The organism is Cupriavidus sp. WGlv3, assembly GCF_023952475.1.
GTDB classification, from domain to species: domain Bacteria; phylum Pseudomonadota; class Gammaproteobacteria; order Burkholderiales; family Burkholderiaceae; genus Cupriavidus; species Cupriavidus phytorum.
In genome coordinates this window covers 62,823-86,022 of sequence record NZ_JALHRX010000016.1, presented here as the reverse complement: position 1 = coordinate 86,022, position 23,200 = coordinate 62,823, and the positions used below count along the sequence as shown (strand labels likewise).

20 protein-coding genes are annotated in these 23,200 nt (G+C 70.2%); 10 read left to right on the top strand and 10 right to left on the bottom strand.

Annotation, left to right across the window (positions count from 1 at the left end):
• Nucleotides 1-18: 18 nt before the first annotated feature.
• The 3 genes from MKD38_RS23075 to MKD38_RS23065 are packed head-to-tail and all read right to left on the bottom strand — an operon-like array spanning nt 19 to nt 2,941.
• Nucleotides 19-1,464, bottom strand: a complete 1,446-nt coding sequence (locus MKD38_RS23075; RefSeq protein WP_252680495.1) for a LutB/LldF family L-lactate oxidation iron-sulfur protein — start codon at nt 1,462-1,464, stop codon at nt 19-21.
• On the bottom strand, nt 1,464-2,162 hold the full coding sequence (locus MKD38_RS23070; RefSeq protein ID WP_252680399.1) for a LutC/YkgG family protein: 699 nt from the start codon (nt 2,160-2,162) through the stop codon (nt 1,464-1,466). The genes MKD38_RS23075 and MKD38_RS23070 overlap by 1 nt, the downstream gene beginning before the upstream one ends.
• Entirely contained in the window at nt 2,159-2,941 is a 783-nt protein-coding gene (locus MKD38_RS23065) for a (Fe-S)-binding protein (RefSeq protein WP_252680397.1), read from the bottom strand. The genes MKD38_RS23070 and MKD38_RS23065 overlap by 4 nt, the downstream gene beginning before the upstream one ends.
• A 125-nt stretch (nt 2,942-3,066) precedes the next feature.
• On the opposite strand from MKD38_RS23065, the gene MKD38_RS23060 reads away from it, so the two are divergent.
• The gene (locus MKD38_RS23060) at nt 3,067-3,786 is read left to right on the top strand and encodes a FadR/GntR family transcriptional regulator (RefSeq protein ID WP_252680395.1); all 720 of its coding nucleotides are present in this window, start codon (nt 3,067-3,069) and stop codon (nt 3,784-3,786) included.
• A 62-nt stretch (nt 3,787-3,848) separates the two neighbouring features.
• Here the strand turns inward: MKD38_RS23060 and MKD38_RS23055 are convergent, their stop codons facing one another.
• Nucleotides 3,849-4,886, bottom strand: coding sequence for an AI-2E family transporter (locus MKD38_RS23055; protein ID WP_252680393.1), 1,038 nt, complete (start codon nt 4,884-4,886; stop codon nt 3,849-3,851).
• A 244-nt stretch (nt 4,887-5,130) separates the two neighbouring features.
• Here MKD38_RS23055 and MKD38_RS23050 point away from each other — a divergent pair, with 244 nt between their 5' ends.
• Together MKD38_RS23050 and eutC are read left to right on the top strand one after the other, a co-directional pair.
• Nucleotides 5,131-6,513 (top strand): ethanolamine ammonia-lyase subunit EutB, encoded by a 1,383-nt coding sequence (locus tag MKD38_RS23050; protein ID WP_252680391.1) that lies wholly within the window; start codon nt 5,131-5,133, stop codon nt 6,511-6,513.
• A gap of 9 nt (nt 6,514-6,522) precedes the next feature.
• Nucleotides 6,523-7,344, top strand: a complete 822-nt coding sequence (gene eutC / locus MKD38_RS23045; protein WP_252680389.1) for an ethanolamine ammonia-lyase subunit EutC — start codon at nt 6,523-6,525, stop codon at nt 7,342-7,344.
• 61 nt (nt 7,345-7,405) lie between these two features.
• Here the strand turns inward: eutC and MKD38_RS23040 are convergent, their stop codons facing one another.
• Together MKD38_RS23040 and MKD38_RS23035 are read right to left on the bottom strand one after the other, a co-directional pair.
• Nucleotides 7,406-7,879, bottom strand: coding sequence for an aminoacyl-tRNA deacylase (locus MKD38_RS23040; RefSeq protein WP_252680387.1), 474 nt, complete (start codon nt 7,877-7,879; stop codon nt 7,406-7,408).
• Nucleotides 7,880-7,962: 83 nt separating this feature from the next.
• Complete coding sequence (locus tag MKD38_RS23035) at nt 7,963-8,886, bottom strand: LysR family transcriptional regulator (protein WP_252680385.1); 924 nt, start codon at nt 8,884-8,886, stop codon at nt 7,963-7,965.
• 169 nt (nt 8,887-9,055) lie between these two features.
• Here MKD38_RS23035 and MKD38_RS23030 point away from each other — a divergent pair, with 169 nt between their 5' ends.
• A complete protein-coding gene (locus MKD38_RS23030; protein ID WP_252680383.1) occupies nt 9,056-9,397 on the top strand; it encodes a hypothetical protein in 342 nt (113 codons plus the stop codon).
• Nucleotides 9,398-9,415: 18 nt separating this feature from the next.
• Here MKD38_RS23030 and MKD38_RS23025 read toward each other — a convergent pair whose 3' ends face one another.
• Entirely contained in the window at nt 9,416-10,165 is a 750-nt protein-coding gene (locus MKD38_RS23025; RefSeq protein ID WP_252680381.1) for an SDR family oxidoreductase, read from the bottom strand.
• A gap of 258 nt (nt 10,166-10,423) precedes the next feature.
• Here MKD38_RS23025 and MKD38_RS23020 point away from each other — a divergent pair, with 258 nt between their 5' ends.
• Nucleotides 10,424-11,194: a ferredoxin--NADP reductase gene (locus MKD38_RS23020; protein ID WP_252680379.1), complete on the top strand. Its 771-nt coding sequence runs from the start codon at nt 10,424-10,426 to the stop codon at nt 11,192-11,194.
• Between the two features lie 58 nt (nt 11,195-11,252).
• Here MKD38_RS23020 and fumC read toward each other — a convergent pair whose 3' ends face one another.
• Nucleotides 11,253-12,659 (bottom strand): class II fumarate hydratase, encoded by a 1,407-nt coding sequence (gene fumC, locus MKD38_RS23015; protein WP_252680377.1) that lies wholly within the window; start codon nt 12,657-12,659, stop codon nt 11,253-11,255.
• A 138-nt stretch (nt 12,660-12,797) separates the two neighbouring features.
• On the opposite strand from fumC, the gene MKD38_RS23010 reads away from it, so the two are divergent.
• Nucleotides 12,798-13,682, top strand: a complete 885-nt coding sequence (locus MKD38_RS23010; RefSeq protein WP_252680376.1) for a LysR family transcriptional regulator — start codon at nt 12,798-12,800, stop codon at nt 13,680-13,682.
• 27 nt (nt 13,683-13,709) lie between these two features.
• On the opposite strand, the gene MKD38_RS23005 is transcribed toward MKD38_RS23010, so the two are convergent.
• The gene (locus MKD38_RS23005; protein ID WP_012354956.1) at nt 13,710-14,060 is read right to left on the bottom strand and encodes a four-helix bundle copper-binding protein; all 351 of its coding nucleotides are present in this window, start codon (nt 14,058-14,060) and stop codon (nt 13,710-13,712) included.
• 323 nt (nt 14,061-14,383) lie between these two features.
• Between MKD38_RS23005 and MKD38_RS23000 the strand changes: the two genes are divergently transcribed.
• Complete coding sequence (locus MKD38_RS23000; RefSeq protein WP_252680374.1) at nt 14,384-14,758, top strand: hypothetical protein; 375 nt, start codon at nt 14,384-14,386, stop codon at nt 14,756-14,758.
• Here the strand turns inward: MKD38_RS23000 and MKD38_RS22995 are convergent.
• The gene (locus MKD38_RS22995) at nt 14,752-16,767 is read right to left on the bottom strand and encodes a sensor domain-containing diguanylate cyclase (protein WP_252680372.1); all 2,016 of its coding nucleotides are present in this window, start codon (nt 16,765-16,767) and stop codon (nt 14,752-14,754) included. The two genes, MKD38_RS23000 and MKD38_RS22995, sit on opposite strands and share 7 nt — an antisense overlap.
• 262 nt (nt 16,768-17,029) lie before the next feature.
• Between MKD38_RS22995 and MKD38_RS22990 the strand changes: the two genes are divergently transcribed.
• The 3 genes from MKD38_RS22990 (at nt 17,030) to MKD38_RS22980 (ending at nt 23,179) form a co-directional block, all read left to right on the top strand.
• A complete protein-coding gene (locus tag MKD38_RS22990) occupies nt 17,030-20,221 on the top strand; it encodes a bifunctional diguanylate cyclase/phosphodiesterase (RefSeq protein WP_252680370.1) in 3,192 nt (1,063 codons plus the stop codon).
• A gap of 130 nt (nt 20,222-20,351) precedes the next feature.
• Nucleotides 20,352-21,455 carry a putative 2-aminoethylphosphonate ABC transporter ATP-binding protein gene (locus MKD38_RS22985; protein WP_252680493.1) on the top strand — a complete coding sequence of 368 codons (1,104 nt, stop codon included), beginning with the start codon at nt 20,352-20,354 and terminating at the stop codon, nt 21,453-21,455.
• On the top strand, nt 21,452-23,179 hold the full coding sequence (locus tag MKD38_RS22980; RefSeq protein ID WP_252680368.1) for a putative 2-aminoethylphosphonate ABC transporter permease subunit: 1,728 nt from the start codon (nt 21,452-21,454) through the stop codon (nt 23,177-23,179). The genes MKD38_RS22985 and MKD38_RS22980 overlap by 4 nt, the downstream gene beginning before the upstream one ends.
• Nucleotides 23,180-23,200 lie beyond the last annotated feature (21 nt).

Below are 23,200 nucleotides of genomic sequence, written 5' to 3'. Positions count from 1 at the left end.
CGCCGCGCCTGGCGCCGCCTACTCCGGCTGCCCTTTTTCCTTCAGCAGGTCCGCCAGGCTCTTCGCCGCCGGTTTCAGCGGCGTGCGGTGCTGCGTCCATCCCATCTGCCGCGCCGGTGTCAGCGCGCGCAGCCGCGTCGCGGCCCAGCGGAACAGCCGGTACGCCGCCGGGTGCGAATAGGCGCCGCTCCAGAAGCGCCACACCAGGTGCTCGCCCCGGCTGTACTTGGCGCCCTGGCCGCGCAGCGGGTTGGCCACCGGTTCTGCGGGATCGCGGTTGGCCTCGGTGCGCAGGCGCACCAGCAGTTGCGGGATCGGGATGCGCACCGGGCAGACCTCGCCGCAGGCGCCGCACAGGCTCGAGGCGGTGGCCAGGTCGGCGGTGGCGTCCAGCCCCAGCAGGTGTGGCGAGATGATCTTGCCGATCGGGCCGGGGTAGGTGGTGCCGTAGGCATGGCCGCCGATGCGGGTGTACACCGGGCAGTGGTTCATGCACGCGCCGCAGCGGATGCATTGCAGCGTGGCGCGCAATTGCGCGTCGGCATAGGCCTGGGTGCGGCCGTTGTCGAGCAGCACCAGGTGCACTTCGCGCGGGCCGTCGCGCTCGCCCGCGCGGCGCGGGCCCGAGATCAGGTTGAAGTAGGTGGTGATGGCCTGGCCCGTGGCCGAGCGCGTCAGCAGCGTCGACAGCGGCACGATGTGCTCGAGCCTGGCCACCACCTTCTCCATGCCCATGATGGCGATATGCACGTCGGGCACGGTGGTGGAGAGCCGGCCGTTGCCCTCGTTCTCCACCAGCCACAGCGTACCGGTGTCGGCGGCGGCAAAGTTCACGCCGGACAGGCCGATGTCGGCCTCGACAAAGGCCTGGCGCAGCGCGCGGCGGCCGGTCTGGATCAGCGCGTCGACGTCCTCGGTATAGGGCGTGTCGGGGATATGCTCGGTGAACAGCTGCGCGATATCGCCCTTGGTCTTGTGGATCGCCGGCATCACGATATGCGAGGGCTTCTCGCCGGCCAGCTGGACGATGTATTCGCCCATGTCCGACTCGATGCAATCGACGCCGCGCTCGGCCAGGTAATGGTTCAGCTCGATCTCTTCGCTGGCCATCGACTTGCCCTTGATCACGCGCGTGGCCTGCCGGGCGCTGGCAATGCCGTGGATGATGGCGTTGGCCTCGTCGGCGGTCTCGGCCCAGTGCACCTGCACGCCGGCGGCGCTCAGCTGCTGTTCCAGCTGCACCAGCAGGTCGGGCAGGTTGGCCAGCGCGTGCTGGCGCACCGCCTCGCCCAGGTCGCGCAGGCGTTCGAGCTCGTCGGCATCCGGGAACTGCGCCAGGCGCTTGCCTTGCAGGAAGTCCATCGCGCCGCGGAAGCTCTGGCGCAGCTTGGGATCGTCCAGCGCTTCGCGGGCGCGGGCCTTGAACTCTCGCGGCGCAACGAATTGCAGGGTCTGCTGGCTCATCATGCGGCCTCCGCGGTGTCGGTTTCGATCACGACCCACAGCCGGCGCGGACCATGCGCGCCGTATGCCAGGGTTTGCTGGATGTCCGAGGTCTTGGACGGGCCCGAGACCAGCACCAGGTTGGTCGGCATGCCGTCGGCCCAGCGCTCGGCGCGCGCGGCCATGTGCAGGTCGTCATGCAGGGTCGGGGCGCGCACCAGCGCGACATGCAGCGGCGGCACCAGCGACACCGTGCGCGGCGAGCCCGCATCGGGCGTCAGCACCAGCGTGCCGGTGGCAGCGATGCCGGAGCGCGCCACGGTGAAGCCGGCGTCGACGGTGTCGAACAGCTCGGCCTTCCAGGCCTCGATCGGGCGGTCGTAGCCGATGGCTTGGATACCGGCCGGCAGCGCGGCAGCCAGCGCCGCGCCGGCCACGGTGGCCGGATCGAGCAGCAGGCGCTTCACGCCCGCGCTGGCCAGTTCGGCAGCGAGCATCGCCGGCCAGGCGCTGGCGTCGGCGCACCAGACTTCGGCATGCAGGCCTTGCAGCGCCGCCCGCATCGCGGCAACGCGTGCGCCAGTCGTTGGCGTGCCATGGCGGCGTGCTTCGAAATGGCCGTCGATGCGGCGGTCCAGCTCGGTGGTTTGCGGGGACGGCACGGGCGCGGCGGCGCGCAGCCGGCCGAGCATGCGTTCGCGGGCGCCGGGCGTGCTCATGCGGCACCTCCGGTACGGCGCCACAGGAAGCTGGCGAGGTGTTCCACCTGCAGCGGCGCGCGGTCGTGCGCGGCGGTGTGGCCGATATTGAGCAGGCAGCCGCAGTCGGCCGAGACCAGGCGGTCGCAGCCGGTGGCGCAGGCCGAGGCCACCTTGTCGCGCACCATCGCGCCCGAGATATCGGGATGCTTGAGCGAGAAGGTGCCGCCGAAGCCGCAGCATTCCGACTCGCGCGCATGCTCGACGCGGGTCACGCCCGGCAGCGCATCGACCAGCGCCACGCCGTGCTGGCGCGTGCCCATTTCGCGGCGCGCGCCGCACGAGGTATGCAGCACGATGCGCTCCGGCGGCTCGGCCGATGGTGCCGCAGCGCCGAAGTCCACCTTCAGCACGTGCAGCAGGAACTCGCCCAGCTCATAGACGCGCCCGGCCAGTTCGCGGGCCTTCGGGCCGGCCACCGGATCGTCGGCAAAGAGCTGCGGCCAGTGGTGGCGCATCATGCCGGCGCAAGAGCCGGACGGCACGATCACCGGCCATGGCTGGCCGAACAGGTCGAGCTGGGCGCGCGCCACCGCACGCGCCGCGTCGGGATTGCCGCTGCTGTAGGCGGGCTGGCCGCAGCAGCTCTGGCCGCGCGGGAAATGCACGGTCAGGCCTTCGCGCTCGAGCAGCCGCACGGCATCGAGGCCGGCCTGCGGCACGAACATGTCGACCAGGCAGGTGGCAAACAGGTAGGCCTGCGTGGGGGCAGGGCCGCTGGGGTACTGACGATCCTTCATGTCTCGCTCCACACGTGCTGGGTCGCACGTTTGGGCGCATAATTCCCGCTTCCGCGCGGCGCTTCAAATTGGTTGGACCAATTCAGAACGCGGGCCGCGCACGTTCAGGAGCGAGGAACCACGGCATGACGGCAGCCAGGCACGGGCATACCCGCGGACGCGTGGAGTCGGTGATGCGGCGCATGGAGACCGCGCTGCTCGACGGCACCTGGCCGCCGGGCACGCGGCTGCCGGCCGAGCGCGTGCTGGCCGAACAGTACGCGGTGGCGCGCAACACCGTGCGCGAGGCGATTCAGCGCCTGGCCGCGCGCGGCCTGCTGCAGAGCCGGCGCGGCGCGGGCGTCTATGCCACCGACCAGCTGCGCGCCGGCATTGCCTCGCCGTGGGGCCAGCTGGTGGCGGACCATCCCGCGCTGCGCGAAGACATCCTGGAATTTCGCCGCGTGCTGGAAGGCGCCACGGCCTACTTCGCGGCGTTGCGCGCGGACGCGGCCGATGTCAGGCGCATCCGTGCGCTGATGGCCGAACTGGAACGCGCGCGCACCGCCGACGACAAGCAGGCCGAGGCCGATGCCGATGCGCAGCTGCATGACGCCATCGCCCAGGCCTCGCACAACACCATGTTCCTGCACCTGCATACCAGCGTGATCGGCATGCTGCGCGAACACATCACCATCAACGGCACCGGCCTGCGCGAACAGGACGACGGCGCCTCGGACCTGCTGTTGCTGCAGCACCGCACGCTGTGCGATGCGATCTGTGCGCGCCGTCCGGAAGAGGCGCGCACGGCGATGCAGACCCACATCGACTTCGTGCGCAGCCGCGTGGAGCACGACGGGGCCTGAATACAGGGGTCAGAGGCCCGCTTATTGGTCCTACCACCGGCCCGGCGTGCCGGCCGCGGCATTCAGATCAGCCCGGCGCCGGCCAGCTCGCGCTTCAGGTACGCATAGAAGATCGGCCCGGCGATCACGCCCGGGATGCCGAACAGCGTTTCCATCAGCAGCATCACCATCAGCAGTTCCCACGCCGCGGCCTGGATGCGCGCGCCGATGATGCGCGCGTTCAGGAAGTATTCGAGCTTGTGGATCACCACCAGGAACACCAGCGATGCCACCGCGATCGGCAGCGATACCGACAGCGAGGCCACCACGATGGCCGTGTTCGAGATCAGGTTGCCCAGCACCGGCAGCAGGCCCGCGACGAAGGTAATCACCACCAGGGTCTTGCTCAGCGGCAGGTGCACGTCGAACAGCGGCAGCACCAGCAGCAGGTAGACCGCGGTCAGCACGGTGTTGATGGTGGAGATCTGGATCTGCGCAAAGATGAACTGCGAGAACGCCTGCTGCAGCGTGCGCGCGCGCGCCACCAGCGCGGCCGCCAGCGGGCGCCGGTTGGGCCGCGCCACCGCCCGGTACAGCGCCACCATCGCGCCGATCACCAGGCCGATCAGGATATGCACCAGCGTGCGCAGCACCTCGGCGCCCAGCTTCTGCGCCATCGCGGCGTGCTCGCGCAGGGTATCGATCAGCGTGTTGGCGAGTTCGTCGACGCCATTGGGCAGCGCGTCGCTGACCCACGGCGGCAGCTGCCCGCGCGAGCGGTCGATGATGTCGGCGACGTGGTTGAGCAGGCCGTCCAGGGTATTGCCCTCGCCGCTGACAAAGCGCACCAGCAGCCAGCCCGCCAGCGTCAGCCCCAGCAGGATCAGCGCCGACAGGATCGCCACCGCGAGCGCGTCGTGGCGCTGGTGCAGGCGCTTCAGGCGCGGCGCCAGCACGTCCACCAGCGAATACAGCAGCAGCCCGGACAGCAGCGCCGCCACCAGGTTGGCATGCAGCGCGGTCCAGAGCGCCAGCGCGGTCAGCAGGTAGGCGACGGTGCCGACGCTGTACCACGCAGCCGGCGGCAGGCGCGGGGTGACGGTCGGTTCGGGCTCTTTCATTGGTGTCTCCGGCATGCAATTTGCTGAAAGGAATTCCTGGATTCTCGCCGATCCAGATGTAATGGCTGCGTCAGTCGCTGCTTCGGTCGCCCGGCCGCCGTGACCTCGCGCCGCGACCTGGTGCCGATGTTGGCATATCGGCACACGCAAAGGGTGTCTATATTAGGGGGAATCGTGCACGGCCAGCCGCTCGCCGTGCTGTCTTCGATTGTCCCCAGGTACAGGAACGCAAGGAACGCAACCCATGGCCTACACCCAGACCATCGGCAACCACCGCCACGTCTTTGCCGACCTGCGCATGCTGCTGGCCAGGGCCAGCCCGGCGCGCTCCGGCGACGCGCTGGCGGGCCTCGCCGCGCAAAGCGAACAGGAGCGGATGGCGGCACGGCTGGCACTGTCCGAGGTGCCGCTGACGCGCTTCCTGAACGAGGCGCTGGTGCCCTATGAAGACGACGAGGTCACGCGTCTGATCCACGACCGCCACGACGCCGCCGCCTTTGCCGCGATCGATGCCACCACCGTGGGCGACCTGCGCAACTGGCTGCTGCGGCATGAAACCGACAGCGCCATGCTGGCGCGGGTGGCGCCCGGCATCACGCCGGAAATGGCGGCGGCGGTCAGCAAGCTGATGCGCAACCAGGACCTGGTCGCGGTGGCGCGCAAGTGCCAGGTGGTCACGCGCTTTCGCAGCACGGTGGGGCTGCCGGGCCGGCTGGCGGTGCGGCTGCAGCCCAACCATCCGACCGACGATCCCAAGGGCATCGCCGCCTCGATCATCGACGGGCTGCTCTATGGCTGCGGCGATGCCACCATCGGCGTCAATCCGGCCTCGGACAACCTCGGCGCGATCGTCTCGCTGCTGCGCATGATCGACGAGTTGCGCAGCCGCTTCGACATCCCCACGCAATCCTGCGTGCTGACCCATGTCACCAACACGCTGCGCGCGATCGGCCAGGGCGCGCCGGTGGACCTGGTGTTCCAGTCCGTGGCCGGCAGCGAGCGCGCCAATGCGGCCTTCGGCATCAGCCTGTCACTGCTGGCCGAGGCGCACGACGCCGCGCAGGCGCTGGCGCGCGGCACCGTGGGCGACAACCTGATGTACTTCGAGACCGGGCAGGGCAGTGCGCTGTCGGCCGACGCGCACCACGGCGTCGACCAGCAGACCATGGAGGCGCGCGCCTATGCGGTGGCGCGCGCGTTCTCGCCGCTGCTGGTCAATACCGTGGTCGGTTTTATCGGGCCGGAGTACCTGTACGACGGCAAGCAGATTATCCGCGCCGGGCTGGAAGACCACTTCTGCGGCAAGCTGATGGGCGTGCCGATGGGCTGCGACGTCTGCTACACCAACCATGCCGAGGCCGACCAGGATGACATGGACACGCTGCTGACGCTGTTCGGCGTGGCCGGCATCAACTTCATCATGGGCGTGCCCGGCGCCGACGACATCATGCTGAACTACCAGAGCACCTCATTCCACGACGCGCTGTACCTGCGCGAAGTGCTGGGGCTGCGCCCGGCGCCGGAATTCGAGGCCTGGCTGCAGCGCATGGACATTGCCGACGGCGCCGGCCGGCTGCTCGAGCCCGCCGCGCGCCAGCCGCTGCTGCAGATGGCCCACAGCCTGTAAGGAGCCGCGATGACCGCCAAACGCCAGGCTCCCGCCATGCCCGACCCCGCCGCCGCGGCCGAAGCCGACCCGTGGCAACGGCTGCGCCGCTTCACGCGCGCGCGCATCGCGCTGGGCCGCACCGGCCACAGCCAGCCCACCGACGCCGTGCTGGCGTTCGGCCTCGCCCATGCGCAGGCGCGCGATGCGGTGCACCTGACGCTGGAGGTGGGCGCGGTCACCGCGGCGCTGGATGCGGCCGGGCTGGCGCACGCGGCGGTGCACAGCGCGGCGCCGGACCGCGAGCATTACCTGCGCCGCCCGGACCTGGGCCGGCGCCTGGACGACGCCAGCCGCGCGCGGCTGGACGCGGCGCGGCCGCGGCAGGCGCCGGACGTGGTGTTCGTGATTGCCGATGGCCTGTCCGCGCTGGCGACGCAGCGCCATGCGCTGCCGCTGCTTCAGGCGGCGCGCCAGCGCCTGCCGCAGGACTGGCAGATCGGTCCGGTGGTGGTGGCCGAGCAGTCGCGCGTGGCGCTGGGCGACGAGATCGGCGAGCGCCTGGGCGCGCGCCAGGTGGTGATGCTGATCGGCGAGCGGCCCGGGCTGAGTTCGCCCGACAGCCTCGGCATCTACCTGACTTATGCACCGCGCGTCGGCCGCACCGATGCCGAGCGCAACTGCATCTCCAACGTGCGCCCGGAAGGGCTGCCCTATGCGCAGGCCGCCGACCGGCTGGTGTTTCTGCTTTGCGGCGCGGCGGCGCTCGGGCGCTCCGGCGTGGACCTGAAGGACGACAGCGCGCCGGCGTTGCCCGCAGGTGGCGCCGGACCATCGCCACAGATCGGCTGAAAACACAAAACGGCCACCGCGCGGGCCGCGACCCGCGTGGTGGCCGTTGCCGTCGCACCGCTTACATCATGCGGCGCGAGAACTGCCCATGCCCCGCATCCGACATCAGTTGCTTGAACTGGTCGCCACTCATATGCACCAGGTCCTGGTGGTCGCCGCCCTCGAAATACACTTCGGGCTGCTGCATCAGGCTGTCGTCCACATAGGTTTGCATGCCGTATGCCATCGCCACCGGCGGAATCGCGCCGAGGTCGCAATCCTTGAATATCTCGCGGATCTCGTCCTCGTGCGCCAGCACCAGGTCGCGCCCGGTCTGTTCGCAGATGGCGGCCATCTGCAGGTGATGGCTCGAAGGGATCACAGCGGCGACATAGCCGCGGTCATCCTCCAGCAACAGCGTCTTGGCCAGCCGGTCCCCGGGCACGTGCGCGGCCTCTGCCGTGGCCATGCTGCTCAGGGTGTAGGGGTGGCGGATGATGTCGTAACGGGTGTTCTTGCTGCTCAGGCAGTTAGCGAGCGTACTAGCCAGGGCCATGGTTGCTCCTAGGTTCCGGATGCGCCGACGGTTATCCTTGTGTTCCTAATATAGTGCGCCGGCGCCATGGCGATGGCCTGTTGCTAGCGGTGCAGCCGCGGCCACACCGCCTGCAGTTCGGTCTTCAGGAAATTCAGCAGGTAGCGCGTGGCCAGGGTCTGGTAGCGGTTGGGCATGGTCAGCATGTAGAGCTTGCTGCCGAACACGCTGATGCGGTAGTCGCACAGCAGCGGCACCAGCGCGCCGCTGTCCAGTTCCGCGCCGATCGCATAGATCGGGAAGATGCCGACGCCCAGGCCGGCCAGCACCGCCTCTTTCAGGAAGGCGAAGTTCTCCGAGCTGAGCGTGGGCTCGAGCACCACTTGTTCGCGCACCTCGCCATCGTTGCCGCCTGCGCGCGAGCCCGCTGCCTTGAGCTTCTGCCCCACCGGCGACGCGCACACGATGGCATGCGACTGCAGCCCGCCTAGTGCCTGCGGCGCCGGGTGGCCGGCAAGGTACGCGGGCGCGGCGCAGACGATCCAGTCGACCGCGCCGATCTCGGTGGCGACCACCGAATCGGGCGGCGTCGAGATGATGCGCAGCGCCACCTCCACGTCCTCGGACACCAGGTTGTGCACGCGATTGTCGAACACGACATCCAGCGTGATGTCCGGGTAGCGCTGCTTGAACCGCACCAGCAACGGCGACAGCAGCGAATGGCCCAACCCGGTGGGCACCGACAGCCGCACATGGCCCTGCAGGCTCTTGCCCATGTTGCTGATCAGCGCATTGGCCGCCGCGACCTCGCCCAGGATATTGCGGCCGTGCTCGTACAGCCCGGCGCCGACCGGCGTCGGCTCGACGTGGCGGGTGGTCCGGCGCAGCAGCTGCACGCCCAGCTCTTCTTCCAGCGCCTTGAGCCGGTAGCTGACATTGGCGCGCGTCATCTTGAGCTTGCGCGCGGCCGCGCTCAGGTTGCCGGCGTCGACGATGTCGACGAACAGGCGCAAGGCGTTCAGGTCCATGGGGATGATCAGAGAAAGACGGCGGCGGTGACAGGCCCCCGTATACTGCCACGCCGGCGCCGCCGCGCGCCGCAATGCGATGTTGCACGCACTGCGGCTTGCACTGTGCGCGGGTCTGGGCAATGATTCGAGCCGGACCCTCAACTGGCCTACTGCGCCCCCGTTTGCCATGCACCGCTCGTTGCGCCGATGGCTGTGCCTGCCTTTGTTCTTTGCCGGCGCCAGCGCCTCCGCCCAGGACCTGGTCGACTGCAAGCGGATCGAGCATGACCAGCTGATCATCGCTTCCCAGGAAACCCTGCTGTTCCTGCGCTGCCGCGCGCGCCAGGTCGCATACGAGGCGCCGCGCCTGAAGGGCGTGTCGCAACGCGTCAAGGACGACCTGGTGTTCGCGTGCCTGGACCAGGCCGACGCCGTCGAGCACCAGCTGCGTGTGCGCCACGGCTATTCGCGCGAAGCGCTGGCGCGCCAGCGCTGCGAACTGTCCGGCGCGCTCATGCCCGGCGGGTGAAGCCGGGACCTCGAGGCTTCAGGCATAGCCGCCATTGGCGCGCAGTACCTGTGCATTGACCCACGCGCCGTCCGGCCCCGCCAGGAAGGCCACCGCTCCGGCAATGTCGTCGGGCGTGCCGAGCCGCTCCAGCGGCGCCAGTTTCGCCAGCTGCGCCACCTGCTCCTCTGATTTGCCGTCGAAGAACAGGTCGGTCGCGACCGGGCCCGGCGCCACCGCGTTGACGGTGATGCCGCGGCCGCGCAGTTCGTTGGCCAGCACCTGCACCAGCCCTTCGACGCCCGCCTTGGCCGCGATATACGGCCCGTAGCCCGGGAAGGCGCGCGCAATCACGCTGGTCGACAGTGCGATGATCCGTCCGCCCTGGCCCAGCCGCGCGGCGGCCTCGCCCAGCACCAGGAAGGCGCCGCGCAGGTTGGTGGCGATGGTCTGGTCGAAGGCGTCGACGCCCGCCGGCGCCACCGGCTTCAGCGTCATGATGCCGGCGCTGTTGACCACCACGTCGAGCCGGCCGAAGGCCTGTTGCGCGGCATCGAACAGGCGCGCCACGTCCGGCGCCCGCGCCACGTCGCCCTGGACGGCGATGGCGTTGGCGCCGGCCGCGCGTGCCGCGGCGACGGTCTCTTCGGCGCGGGCGGCGTTGCCGGCGTAGCCGATGGCTACGTCAAAGCCGTCGGCTGCCAGCCGCAAGGCAATGGCGCGGCCAATGCCGCGGGAGGCGCCGGTGACGAGCGCGGCACGGCGGGAGGTGGCGGGAAGGGCGGTCATGGCAGTTTCCTGGTGGGTTGGGAATGGCTGCATGATGGATGTTGGCGCTCGCTGGATAAATGGCCGCCGGGAAAAAGGATTAGCCAAAGCTGATCAACAATCCCGGACGTGATGGCTTCGCCTCACCTGCGCCGGACGGGCGCTAATCCCTTGCTGGCGTTGCAGGCTCCGCCTGCGCCGACCCGGGCCTTGCGTTAAGATCGCTTCCTTCCCAGCCATTTTTTTGGCGCGCCGTTGCGCTGCATTCCGCGTCTTGCCATGAGTAATCTGAACCAGCAATCCATCCTTTCCGTCCATCACTGGACCGACACCCTTTTCAGCTTTACCTGCACGCGCGACCCCGGTTTCCGCTTTGAAAACGGCCAGTTCGCGATGGTCGGCCTGGAAGTGAATGGCCGCCCGCTGCTGCGCGCCTACAGCATCGCCAGCGCCAACTACGAAGAGACACTGGAATTCTTCAGCATCAAGGTGCCCGACGGCCCGCTGACCTCGCGCCTGCAGCACCTGCGCGAGGGCGACCAGATCTACGTCGGCAAGAAGCCGACCGGCACGCTGCTGGTGGACAACCTGCTGCCCGGCAAGACCCTGTGGTTGCTGGCCACCGGCACCGGCCTGGCGCCGTTCCTGTCGATCATCCGCGACCCGGACGTCTACGAGCGCTACGACAAGGTCGTGCTGACCCACACCTGCCGCTTCGTCGAAGAGCTGGCCTACCGCGAACTGATCCAGGAACACCTGCCGCAGCACGAGCACCTGGGCGACCTGGTGCGCGAGAAGCTGGTGTACTTCCCGACCGTGACCCGCGAAGAGTTCGATAACCGCGGCCGTATCACCGACCTGATCGCCTCGGGCGAGCTGTTCGATCGCCTCGGCGTGGCGCCGTTCTCGACCGAGAACGACCGCATCATGCTGTGCGGCAGCCCCGATATGCTGAAGGACGTGCGCGGCATCCTCGAAGCACGCGGCTTTGCCGAAGGCAATATGAGCCATCCCGGCCATTTTGTGCTGGAAAAGGCCTTCGTCGGCTGAGGCCGGCCCGCCCCGGCGCGGAACCGCGCCGGGCGTCCCGGTTGTGTCTCCTCGCGCGCTACACCTCGCGCGTCATCCCCTTCAAATCGATCCACTCGGCAAACTGCGCCTCGGTGACATGCCCCGAGGCGATCGCCGCCTCGCGCAGCGACAGGTTGCGCTTGACCGCGAGCTTGGCGATTTCGGCGGCGCGGTCGTAGCCGATATGCGGATTGAGCGCGGTCACCGGCATCAGCGAGCGCTCCAGCAGTTCGGCGATGCGTGCGCGGTCGGCCTCGACCCCCTCGACCATATGCTCGGCAAAGCTCGAGGCCGCGCCGGCCAGCAGGCTGACCGATTGCAGCAGGCTGTAGATGATCACCGGCTTGTAGGCGTTCAGCTCCAGCGTGCCCAGGCCGTTGGCCAGCGTCACCGTGGTGTGGTTGCCGATCACGCGGCAGCACACCATCGCCAGCGCCTCGGCCTGGGTCGGGTTGACCTTGCCCGGCATGATCGACGAGCCCGGCTCGTTGGCCGGCAGCACCAGCTCGGCAAAGCCGGCGCGCGGGCCGGACCCCAGCAGCATGAAGTCGCGCGCGATCTTCAGGAATGACGAGGCGGTGGTGTTGAGCGCGCCCGACAGGTCGGCCAGCGCGTCGTGCGCGGCCTGCAGCGCATAACGGTTGGGCGCGGGCTCGAACGGCAGGCCGGTGTAGTCGGCCAGCGCGCGCGCAAAGGCGGCGGCAAAGCCGTGCGGCGCGTTCAGGCCGGTGCCGACCGCGGTGCCGCCCTGCGCCACCGGCATCGCGCGCAGCATGGCCTGCTGCAGGCGCGACTGGGCATCGGCCACCTGCGCCATGTAGCCGGAGAACTCCTGCCCCAGCGTCAGCGGCACCGCGTCCTGCAGGTGGGTGCGGCCCACCTTGACGATATCCGCAAAGGCGTCGACCTTGCGCGCGAAAGTCTGCTGCAACTGTTCCAGCGCGGGCAGCAGTTCTTGCTGGATCGCGCGCGTGGCGGCGATGTGCATCGCGGTGGGGAAGCTGTCGTTGGACGACTGGCTGGCGTTGACGTGATCGTTCGGGTGCACCGGGGTCTTGCTGCCGACCTCGCCGCCCAGCAACTGGATCGCGCGGTTGGCGATGACCTCGTTCAGGTTCATGTTGGTCTGCGTGCCCGAGCCGGTCTGCCAGACCGACAGCGGGAACTCGTCGGGCCAGCGGCCTTCGATGACCTCGGCGGCGGCCTGCTCGATGGCATGCGCCAGTTCGGGCCGCAGCACGCCCAGTTCGCCGTTGGCGCGCGCCGCGCACAGCTTCAGGATGGCAAAGGCCTCGATCAGCGCGGGCGGCATCTTCTCGGTGCCGATGCGGAAGTTCTGGCGCGAGCGTTCGGTCTGCGCCCCCCACAGATGTTCGGCGGGCACGGGCACGTCGCCCAGGCTGTCTTTTTCGATGCGGGTGGCGGCGGTGGACGGGTCTGGCATGGGCTGGCTCCTTGGCAAGGCGGCGGACGGCTGGGCCGGAGGGCATGGTGCGGTCCATTAGAATACCGCTTCGCCAAGGCGGGTGCCCGCGCCCCGCTGTCTTGCCGTATTGCCGGCTATCGCGACAACTTCCGCCGCATGCTCATCGCCCAGCTCAAATCCTTCTTCATGGTGGCCCGCATCGGCAGCGTCACGCAGGCGGCCAAGCGCCTGGGCCTGTCGCAGCCCACCATCACCGCGCAGATCCGCGCGCTGGAAGAGGCCTACGGGGTCGAGCTGTTCCATCGCGGCGGGCGCCGGCTGGCGCTGTCCGACGCCGGTCTGGCACTGCTGCCGCGGGTCGAGGCGCTGGTGCAGCAGGAAACCGAGATCGATTTCTTCCTGCGCCATTCTGGCGACCTGCGCACCGGCAGCCTGCGCGTGGGCGCCACCGCGCCTTACTACGTGCTGGAACTGATCCGCCGCTTCAGCGAGCGTTTCCCGGCGATCGACGTCAGCGTGGTCACGGGCAATTCGCAGGAGGTGCTGGAGGCGCTGCGGGAATATCGCGTCGACCTCGCCACCTCGTCGCAGCGCGTCGACGATGCGCGCCTGTCGCGCATGCTGCTGGGCGTGGATCCGCTGATGCTGGTGGTGCATCGTACCCATGCGCTGGCCGGGCATACCGAAGTGCCGGTGAGCGCGCTGGCGGGCTGCCGGCTGCTGATGCGCGAACTGGCATCGACCACGCGCATCGCCACCGAGGACATGCTGGCGCAGGCCCGCGTCAGCCCCGCAGCGCAGATGGAAATCGGCAGCCGGGAATCGATCCGCGAAGCGGTAATCCGCAACCTGGGCGTTTCGGTGATCGCCCGGCATGAGGTGCCGAGCCATCCTGACCTGCGCGTGCTGGGCTTCACCGATGCCGCGCCGTGCCTGCACGAATACCTGTATTGCCTGCGTGAGCGGCGCGGCGCGCGGCTGATCGATGCCTTCGTCGCGCTGGCGGATTCGCCGCCGGGGCAGGGACCCGGCGGCGACTGACCGAGGCGGCGCCCGAGCGCGCTCGCGCTACGCGGTCATTTTCAGGCACTGCTCCATGCAGACGGCGCAGGCGCGCGCGCATTCCTGGCAGTGCTCGGCATCATGGCGCTCGCATTCCTCCTTGCACCACTTGCAGACCTCGGCGCAGTCCTCGCACACCAGCGGCGCGAACTCGCTGTTGCGCAGCATGTAGGACGCGGCCAGCTGGGCGATGCCGGCGCAATCCATGTCCAGCGCAATGCAGCGCGCCATCTTGCGCACGTCCTGTTCTTCCAGGCAGGCGGCCGCGCACTTGAGGGCGGCCGCCGCCGCGGCATTGCAGGCGGCAATGCAGTCGGCGTAGCGGGCGGCGTTTTCCTGCACGGTGGGTCGGATCATGGAACGTCCTCCTTCGGGGGTAGGTGGATGGAACCGGCATGCCCGCGGTGCGGCAGGCGGCGCATCCGCGCCCGCACGGGGCATCGTTATCCACAATAGCAGGCGCTGCCGCTTCCTGTCGGCCCGGTATTTGCAGCGCCGCGCTGGTTACAATGCCGGGTAGGCGCGGCAGGCAGGCGCCGGCGCGCAGGCAGCGCGGCCGTCACCTGCGCCATGGTCCGGGGCACCACCGGCCCGCATTGCGCATCTAACAGGCACGGCACCGGCCAGAGCGGCCGGCCGCTGCAAACCACACACCGGCAGCACGGGGAAGGAAGGACATCATGGGCGAGGCAAAACGGCGGGGAACCCCCGAGGAGCGTGCGGCACAGGCACGCGCAAAGATCGAGGCCTTGCGCCCCGCCCAACTGGTATGCGGGCACTGCAAGACCGGCTTCGCGCAGTTCGACGCGCTCGACGTGCCGGGCCTGCCCGGCATCGACGCGGTGTTCGGCGGCGAATGCCCGAACTGCGGCAACGACGTGGTGGTGTTCAAGGGCGCGCCCGAGGCCGTCGCCCAGGCCATGATCGCCTGGGAAAAGATGCTGGGCGCCGATGCCCAGCTCGGCTACCAGTCCAGCGACGGCCGCCACGTGCCGTTCGAGCCCGAGGGCGCGGCCGGCGCGGTGCCGGACAAGCCCGCCGGCACGCTTCACTGAGCCGCGGACGGGCCCGCGTGCTGAGGGCTGGGTTCGTCCGCCAGTTCGGGCGGGCCGATCTCGTAGCGGCCGCGGCCCGCGCCCTTGGCGCGGTATAGCAGTACGTCCGCGAGCCGCATCAGCTCGTGGTCCTGCGCCGGGCCGCCGCGGTACAGCGCCACGCCGATGCTGACGTCGACGTCGGCGTGCACGCCCTCGAAGCTGAACGGGACATCCATTGCCTGCAGGATTGCCTGCGCCACGCGGCGTGCCGCCGCGGGCTGGGGCAGGTCTTCCAGCACCACGGCGAACTCGTCGCCGCCCAGCCGGGCCACGGTATCGCTGTCGCGCACGCAGTGGCGCACGCGCTGGGCGAAGTCCTGCAGCAGCAGGTCGCCGGCGGCGTGGCCGTGGATATCGTTGACGGCCTTGAAGCGGTCCATGTCCAGATACAGCAGCGCCATCAGCGTGCCCAGCTCGCGGCTGCGCGCCGTGGCCGCGTGCAGCAGGCCTTCGAAGGCACTGCGGTTGAGCAGCTGCGTCAGATGGTCGGTGCGCGACATGCGCGCCAGGCGCTGGGTTTCGAGCTTGCGCTGGGTGATGTCCTGCACGTGGACATGCACGCCCACCACTTCGCTGCCGTCGGCGCTCCATTCCGGACGCAGGCTGGTCTCCATGCAGTGGTAGTCGGGACCCTCGTCCTCGGTTTCGAAGGTCACCGCGCTGCCGGCCAGCGCACGTTCCAGGAACGGCCGCACGCGCGCGAAGCGGGCCTCGCCTAGTACCTCGCGCATGGGCTTGCCGCGCAGTTGTTCGGGCTTCAGGCCGAACACCCGCTCATAGGCCAGGTTGTTGAACACATAGCGCGCTTCGGTATCGACAAAGGCCAGCAGCGACGGCAGCGTGTCGGTCACCGCGCGCAGCCGCCGCTCGCTGCGGTCCAGCGCCTGGCGGCGCTCGCGCACGTCGCGCATCAGCTTGATGAAGGCGCGCGTCAGGTCGCCGATCTCGTCGCGCTGCTGGCGCGTGGGCAGCCGCTCGAACGCGGACAGGTCGTTGGCGCTGGCCAACACCACCCGGTGCAGGCGCGACAGCGGCGTCAGCTGGCGCCGCACCGCCAGCCAGATCAGCAGCGCCACCCCTGCCATCGCCACCCCTGCCATGCCAAGAAAGCGCTGCTGCATCTGTCGCAGCGGCGCGTAGGCCTCGCGCGCCGGCAGCAATGCCACCAGTTCCCAGCCGGTGCTCGACATCAGGTAGCGCGCGATCACCGGCCGCGCCGGCGTCAGGAATTCCAGCGGCGCGGGGCTGTCGTCCTCGCCGCAGGTATCGGCCACGGGCCGGGCCGGCTGGCGTGCCTGGGCGGGATCGGGATGGCGCACGTAGACCGGCTCGCGCCCGGCCGATACCAGGCAGTAGTAGCCGGTGGTGCCGAGCCGGTTGTGCAGGATGTCGACCAGGAAGTTGGCACTGGACAGGTCCAGCCATCCGCCCACCAGTCCCAGGAAGCCGCGCTGCGGCGACAGTACCGGCACCGCCACCAGCACGCCCATCTGGCCGCTGGTGCGCGAGCGGATCGGCGGCGATACCACCGGGGCCAGGGTGCGCGCGGCCTCGCGGAAGTAGGCGCGGTCGCTGACTGCGGCGTCGTCGCCCTGGTCGCTGAGGACATTGCCGTGCTGGTCGGCGACCAGCAGCGCGTTGAACGCCGCCGGCACCGGGATCGCGGCGGACAGCGCCTGCAGCGCGCGCTGCCGCGCCGCGGCGGCCTGCGCGCCATGCGCCTGCGCCAGCAGGCCGCCGAGCTGGTCGGCCTGGTGCGACAGCAGCTGGATGCGGTCGTTCATGGCCGTGTCGAGCTGGTTGGCGGTCAGCTTGACCACGGAATCCTGCTGGCCCTCGAGCGCATCGTGCAGATCGCTGTGCGCGTCATACAGGGCGATCAGTACGATGCCGGTGCCGAACACCGCGGCCAGCACGGTGGTGATGATTGCAATGCGCGCTTTCAGCGTGGGCGTGTAAACGGGCATGTCGGATGCAGTGGGGGCGCAAGGGCAGCGAGGAACGGCGCAGGCTTGTCGCAAACTGCAGGTCGAGTCTCGGGTGCAACCCTACCATACCCCTGCCTTGGTGGGGCATCGGGCATTTCACCCGCACCGCTTGCCATGCCGCGGCGGGGCTGTGCGCGCTGCCTGCGCCACGGTATAGTCCCCCGCTAAGGCGAAGGCCGGCCGCGTGGCGGCATGCCTGCGCAGGGGCGGTGCCCCTGCCGCATGCCGGAACCCACCGACCATGAGACTGACTTCGCTTTCTCCCGCCCTGTTGTCATTGCTGGTCGCGGCCGGCGGCGCGCTGCTGACGGCGGGGGCATGGTTGCAGGCCGACCGGCTCGAGCGCCGCGCCGCCCAGCAGCACTTCGATGCGCTGCTGGCGCAAGCCGGCAGCGCATTGCGCGAGCGCATGCTCGAGAACGAACGGCTGCTGCGCGGCGTGGCCGCGGTGATGACGGCCAATCCCGGCACCACGCGCGCGCAATGGCGCAACTACCTCTATACCGCGCAGCGTGACGACCTGCCGGCCGGCACCCAGGCCATCGGCTATGCGCCGCTCGCCACGCCACGGCAGGTGCCGCAACTGGTGCAGGCCGCCCGCGCCGACGGCCTTGCCGATTACAGCGTCCATCCTGCCGGCGCGCGCGAGCTGTACGCGCCCATCCTCTACATCGATCCGCTGGACGGGCGCAGCATGCGCGTCGCCGGTTTCGACATGCTGTCCGAGCCCACCCGCCGGGCCGCGCTCGAAGCCGCGCGCGACAGCGGCGAGCCGCGCCTGAGCGCCGGCCTGGATCCGATCGGCGAGGCCGGGGCCGTGGCGCGCCAGCGCGGCGCGCTGGTGTTCCTGCCGGTCTATGGCGGCGGTGCTCCGGTCGGCACGGTGGCGCAGCGGCGCGAGGCCGTGCTCGGCTACGTCTACCTGTCGCTGCGTTTGGGCGACCTGATGCGCGCGGTCGGGGCCTCGGCGTCGAACGAACTCGAGTTGTCGCTGCTCGAGGGCGGCCCCGCCGCCGCCGGCGCGCTGCTGTCGGGCGGCCCCACCGAGGGCGAGCTGCGCGAGGACGGCAGCGCCCCGCAGCTGCGGGGCGAGCGCCAGTTCCACTACGGTGGCCGCAGCTGGACGCTGCGCGCCGCTACCCGTCCGGCCTTCGAAGCCGCGCATGGTCCGCGGCCCGCGTTGCTGGTCCCGGCCGCGGGTGCGCTGGCGACGCTGCTGCTGGCCTGGCTGACCCATGCGCTGGCGCGCCAGGGCCGCGCCGCGCGCCAGCGCGAGGCGCGGGCCGTGCACGCCTGGGAAGACGACAGCGCCATGCTGCAGGCCTGCCTGGCGCAGTCCGCCGACGGCTTTGTCGTGACCGATGCGCAGGGCGTGGTGATGCGCGCCAGCGAGCGCGCCGGGCAACTGTTCGGCACCGAGGCCACGCGCCTGGCCGGACGCAGCCTGGACGCGCTGATTCCCGGCGCCACCGGCGTGGTGCCCGCGGACGCCGCCACGGGTTCCGCGATCCACCGCGAACTGGCCGGCGTGCGTGCCGACGGCGACAGCTTCGCGCTGCGCGTCAGCGTCGCGCGTCTGCCCGCCGCCGACGGCGTCGCGCCGCACTGGCTGTGGGCGATCACCGACCTCGCGCCCGAGCGGCGCGCACAGGACGCCGCCGCGGTGCAGGCGGCGCGCTATGCCGGACTGCTCGACCATGCCGCCTTCTGCGTCATCACCTTCGACGAGCACGGCCTGATCACCGGCATCAACGCGGCCGGCCAGCGCATGCTGTGGTACAGCAGCGCCGAACTGGTCGGCCACATGCCCATGACCGGCCTGCATGTCGCCACTGAGCTGGCCGATCACGCGCGCGCGCTCAGCGCCGAGCTGGGCGCGCCGGTGCCGCCGGGACTGCCCGCGCTGCTGGCCAAGCCCCGGCTGGGGCTGACCGATGAACGCGAATGGACCTGGGTGCGCAAGGGCGGCTCGCGCATGCCGGTGCGGCTGGCGGTGTCGGCGCTGCAGATGACTGCAACCGCCGCGCCGACCGGCTACCAGGCGATCGGCCATGACCTGACCGAGCGCCTGCGCGTGGACGAGTACATCCGGCACCTGGCGCTGCACGATCCGCTGACCGGCCTGCCCAACCGCGCCGAACTGAGCGAGCGCGCCCAGGCCTTGCTGCTGCACGCGCGCACCCGCGGCGAGCGCGTCGCGCTGCTGCTGCTCGACCTGGATCACTTCAAGCGCATCAACGATTCGCTCGGCCACCCGGTGGGCGACGACGTGCTGCGCACCATGGCCGACCGCATCAAGGGCACGGTGCGCCAGGGCGACCTGGTGGCGCGCATGGGCGGCGACGAGTTCGGCGTGGTGCTGGCCGGCCTGCGCCACGACAGCGAAGCCGAGCTGATCGCCGCCAAGATCCAGGCGCGCGTCAATGAAGAACTGGTGGCCGGTGGCCTGCGCCTGCGCGTGACGCCGTCGATCGGCATGGCGGTGTTCCCCGACGACGGCGACACGCTGACCGAACTGCTCAAGTCGGCCGACTCCGCGGTCTACGCCGCCAAGCAGGGCGGACGCGCGCGCCTGTGCCGCTTTGCCAGCGCCATGGCCGAGGCCTCGCTGACGCGCTTCACCATCGAAGGCCTGCTGCGGCGCGCCCTGGCCGGCAACGAATTCCGGCTGCGCTACCAGCCGATCGTCGATACCGCCACGCTGACCATCCCCGCGGTCGAGGCGCTGATCACCTGGGAGACCGCCGAGCGCGGCATGATGCAGCCGGCCGAGTTCATCCCCATTGCCGAGCAGAGCGGCCTGGTGGTGCCGCTCGGCGAATGGGCCCTGGCCACCGCCTGCCGCGAGATCCAGGCCTTGCGCAAGGAACTGGGCCGCGAGCTCGAGGTGGCGGTCAATATCTCGCCGCTGCAGCTGCGCCAGGCCGACTTCCCCGACACCGTGGCGCGCTGCCTGCAGCAGGCCGGCCTGCCGCCCCAGGGGCTGGTGATCGAAGTCACCGAGGGCATCCTGGTCGATGGCGGCGAGACCACCATCGAGACCTTCCGCCGCCTGCGCGAACTGGGCGTGGGGTTGTCGATCGACGACTTCGGCACCGGCTATTCCGGGCTCAATTACCTGACCCGTTTGCCGATCAGCCGGCTCAAAATCGACAAGTCCTTCGTCGACGGCGTGGCCACGCCGGGCCACGACCAGGCCGTGGCCGCGGCGATCATTGCGCTGGGCCACCAGCTGCATCTCAAGGTGATCGCCGAAGGGGTGGAAACCGCGGCGCAGTTCGCCTTCCTGCGCGCGCAGGGATGCGACGGGCTGCAGGGCTTCCTGTTCAGCCAGGGCGTGCCGCAGCAGGCGCTGCGCGATGTGCTGCGCAAGCCGCTGACAGTGCCGGATACGGCCGACATCCCCCCGGCGCCCACAACGCAACAGGCCTGAGAGCGCCTGCGCGCCGCATCCCAAATCCTCCGATAACTCCATCGAAAACCTTTGCCGATCTGCCATATGGCTGGCATCTGCGCTGCCTATGCTGGCGGCCGGTTCGATCGAGATGCAGGGAGGTTCGGTGATGCAGGCAGGCAAGCCAACGCAGGGCAGGGCGTTCCTGGCCGTGGAGCAGGTCAGCAAGCGCTTTGGCGGCTCGGGGGGCTTCCTTGCTCTGGATGGCGTGTCGCTGTCGGTGGGGCAGGGCGAGCTGCTGTGCCTGCTGGGCCCGTCCGGCTGCGGCAAGACCACGCTGCTGCGCATCATCGCCGGGCTGGAGTGCGAGGACGCCGGCCGCATCCACGCCGGGGCGCGCGAACTGACCGGCCTGCCGCCGCAGGCGCGCGACTACGGCATCCTGTTCCAGTCCTACGCGCTGTTTCCCAACCTGACCGTGGCGCAGAACGTCGCCTACGGCCTGCACGGGCGTGGCATGGGGCGCGCGCACCGCGACGCGCGCGTGGCCGAAATGCTCGACCTGGTCGGCCTGGCCGGCAGCGAACGCAAGTTCCCGGGGCAGCTTTCCGGCGGCCAGCAGCAGCGCGTGGCGATGGCCCGCGCACTCGCGCCGGCGCCGTCGCTGCTGTTGCTGGACGAGCCGATGTCGGCGCTCGACGCGCGCGTGCGCGAGCACCTGCGCGTGGAACTGCGCCAGCTGCAGCGCCGCCTGAACATCACCACCGTGATGGTCACGCACGACCAGGAAGAGGCCATGACCATGGCCGACCGCATCGCGGTGATGGATGGCGGGCGCATCGTGCAGGCGGGCACGCCCGCCGAAATCTACGAACAGCCCGCGTCGGCCTTTGTCGCCGGCTTTGTCGGTCAGGCCAACTGGCTGCCCGGACACAGCGCGCCGGCCGGGCGCTTCACGATCGGCGAAGGCAGCCAGGCGGTCGAGTTGCAGGTCGACGCGCCGCAGCCGCCGGCTGGCGCCGGCCGGCTGTGCTGCCGGCCGGAGGCCGTGCGGCTGGACCCGGACCCCGCCGAGCCCAACCGGCTGCTGGCGCGCGTGGTCGACCAGACCTACCTCGGCAATCGCTATCGTCTGGCGCTGGAAGCCGACCGCATGCCTGGCCTGACGCTGTTTGCCGACGTGGCGCGCGAGGCGCGGCACCGGCTGCCGGAGGCGGGTGGCCACAAGTTCTGGATTGCCTTGCCGGCGCCGGCGCTGCGGGTGTTCGCATGATGCGCGCCGCCACCGCCTTGCTGCCGGCGCAGGCACCGGCGTCCCGGCAGCGCGGCACCGGCCTGGCCGCGCGGCTGGCGCACGGCGCCCCTGCCGCGATGAAGTGGCTGTGGCTGGCCGGGCTTGCCGTGGGCCTGCTGCTGCCGTTGCTGGCGCTGTTCCGCCAGGCCTGGTTCGATGGCGCGGGCCAGTGGGTGCTGGGCGCGCGCATGGCCGCGCTGGTATCCGGCCCCAACTTCCTGCCGATGCTGGGGCGCAGCGTGGCGGTGTCGCTGACGGTGGTGGCGCTGGTGGTGCCGCTGGCGTTCGGCTTTGCCTATGCGCTGCAGCGTTCCTGCATCGCACTGCGGCCGCTGTGGCGCGGCATTGCGCTGCTGCCGCTGTTCGCGCCGTCGCTGCTGCCGGCGATCGCGCTGGTCTACCTGTTCGGCAACCAGGGCATCTTCCGCGGCGCCTTCGGCCCGGGCGGCATCTACGGCTTCTGGGGCATCGTGCTGGGCGAGGCCTTCTACACCTTCCCGCATGCGCTGATGGTGCTGGTGGCGACGCTGTCGCTGGCCGATGCGCGCCTCTATGAAGCGGCGCGCGCCATGGGCGCCGGCCCGTGGCGCACCTTCCACACAGTGACGCTGCCGGGCGCCCGCCAGGGCCTGTTCGCCGCGGCCTGCCTGGTGCTGACGCTGGTGATCACGGACTTCGGCGTGCCCAAGGTGGTGGGCGGCGGCTACCCGGTGCTGGCGCTCGAGGCGTACAAGGCCGTGGTGGGGCAGCAGCAGTTCGACCGTGGCGCGCTGATCGGCATGCTGCTGCTGGCCCCCGCGCTGCTGACCTTTGCCGTCGATATGGCGCTGCAGCGGCGCCAGCGCACGCAGCTTGGCAGCCGCGCGCAGGTATACGTGCCGGCGCCCGAGCGCGGTCGCGACAGCGCCTGCCTGCTGCTGGTGCTGGCCGTCAGCGCCGCGCTGCTGGCGGTGGTCGTCACCGCGGTGGGCGCCTCGCTGGTCAGGCTGTGGCCGTACAACCTGAGCCTGACACTGGCGCACTACGACTTCGACAACATGGACGGCGGCGGCTGGCTGGCCTACCGCAACAGCCTGAAGCTGTCCGTACTGACCGCGCTGGCCGGCACCGTGGCGATCTTCCTCGGTGCCTGGCTGACGCTGCGCACGCGCGGGCCGGCCTGGCTGCATGGCGTGCTGCGCGCGGGCTTTCTGCTGCCGATGGCGGTGCCGGGCCTGGTGCTGGGGCTGGGCTATGTGTTTTTCTTCAACGCGCCCGGCAATCCGCTGCACGCGCTGTACGGCACCATGGCGCTGCTGGTGCTGTGCAACGTCGCGCACTGCTACACCACCGGCCACCTGACCGCGGCCGCCGCCCTGCGCCAGCTCGACCAGGAGTTCGAGGCCGCCGCACTGTCGCTGGGCGTGGCCCCGCTGCTGACGTGCTGGCGCGTGACCGTGCCGGTGTGCCTGCCGGCGTTGCTCGACATCTTCCGCTACCTGTTCGTGTCGTCGATGACCACGGTCTCGGCGGTGATCTTCCTGTACAGCCCTGACACCGTGCTGGCTGCGATCTCGGTGCTGAACATGGACGATGCCGGCGATACCGCGCCTGCTGCGGCGATGTCGACGCTGATCCTGCTGACCGCCGTGCTGGCCGCGCTGTTGCTGCACGCGCTCTCGGCCGGGTGGCTGCGCCGCGCGCAGCGCTGGCGCGCCGGCTAAGCCTTCCGTTTTGTCATCCCG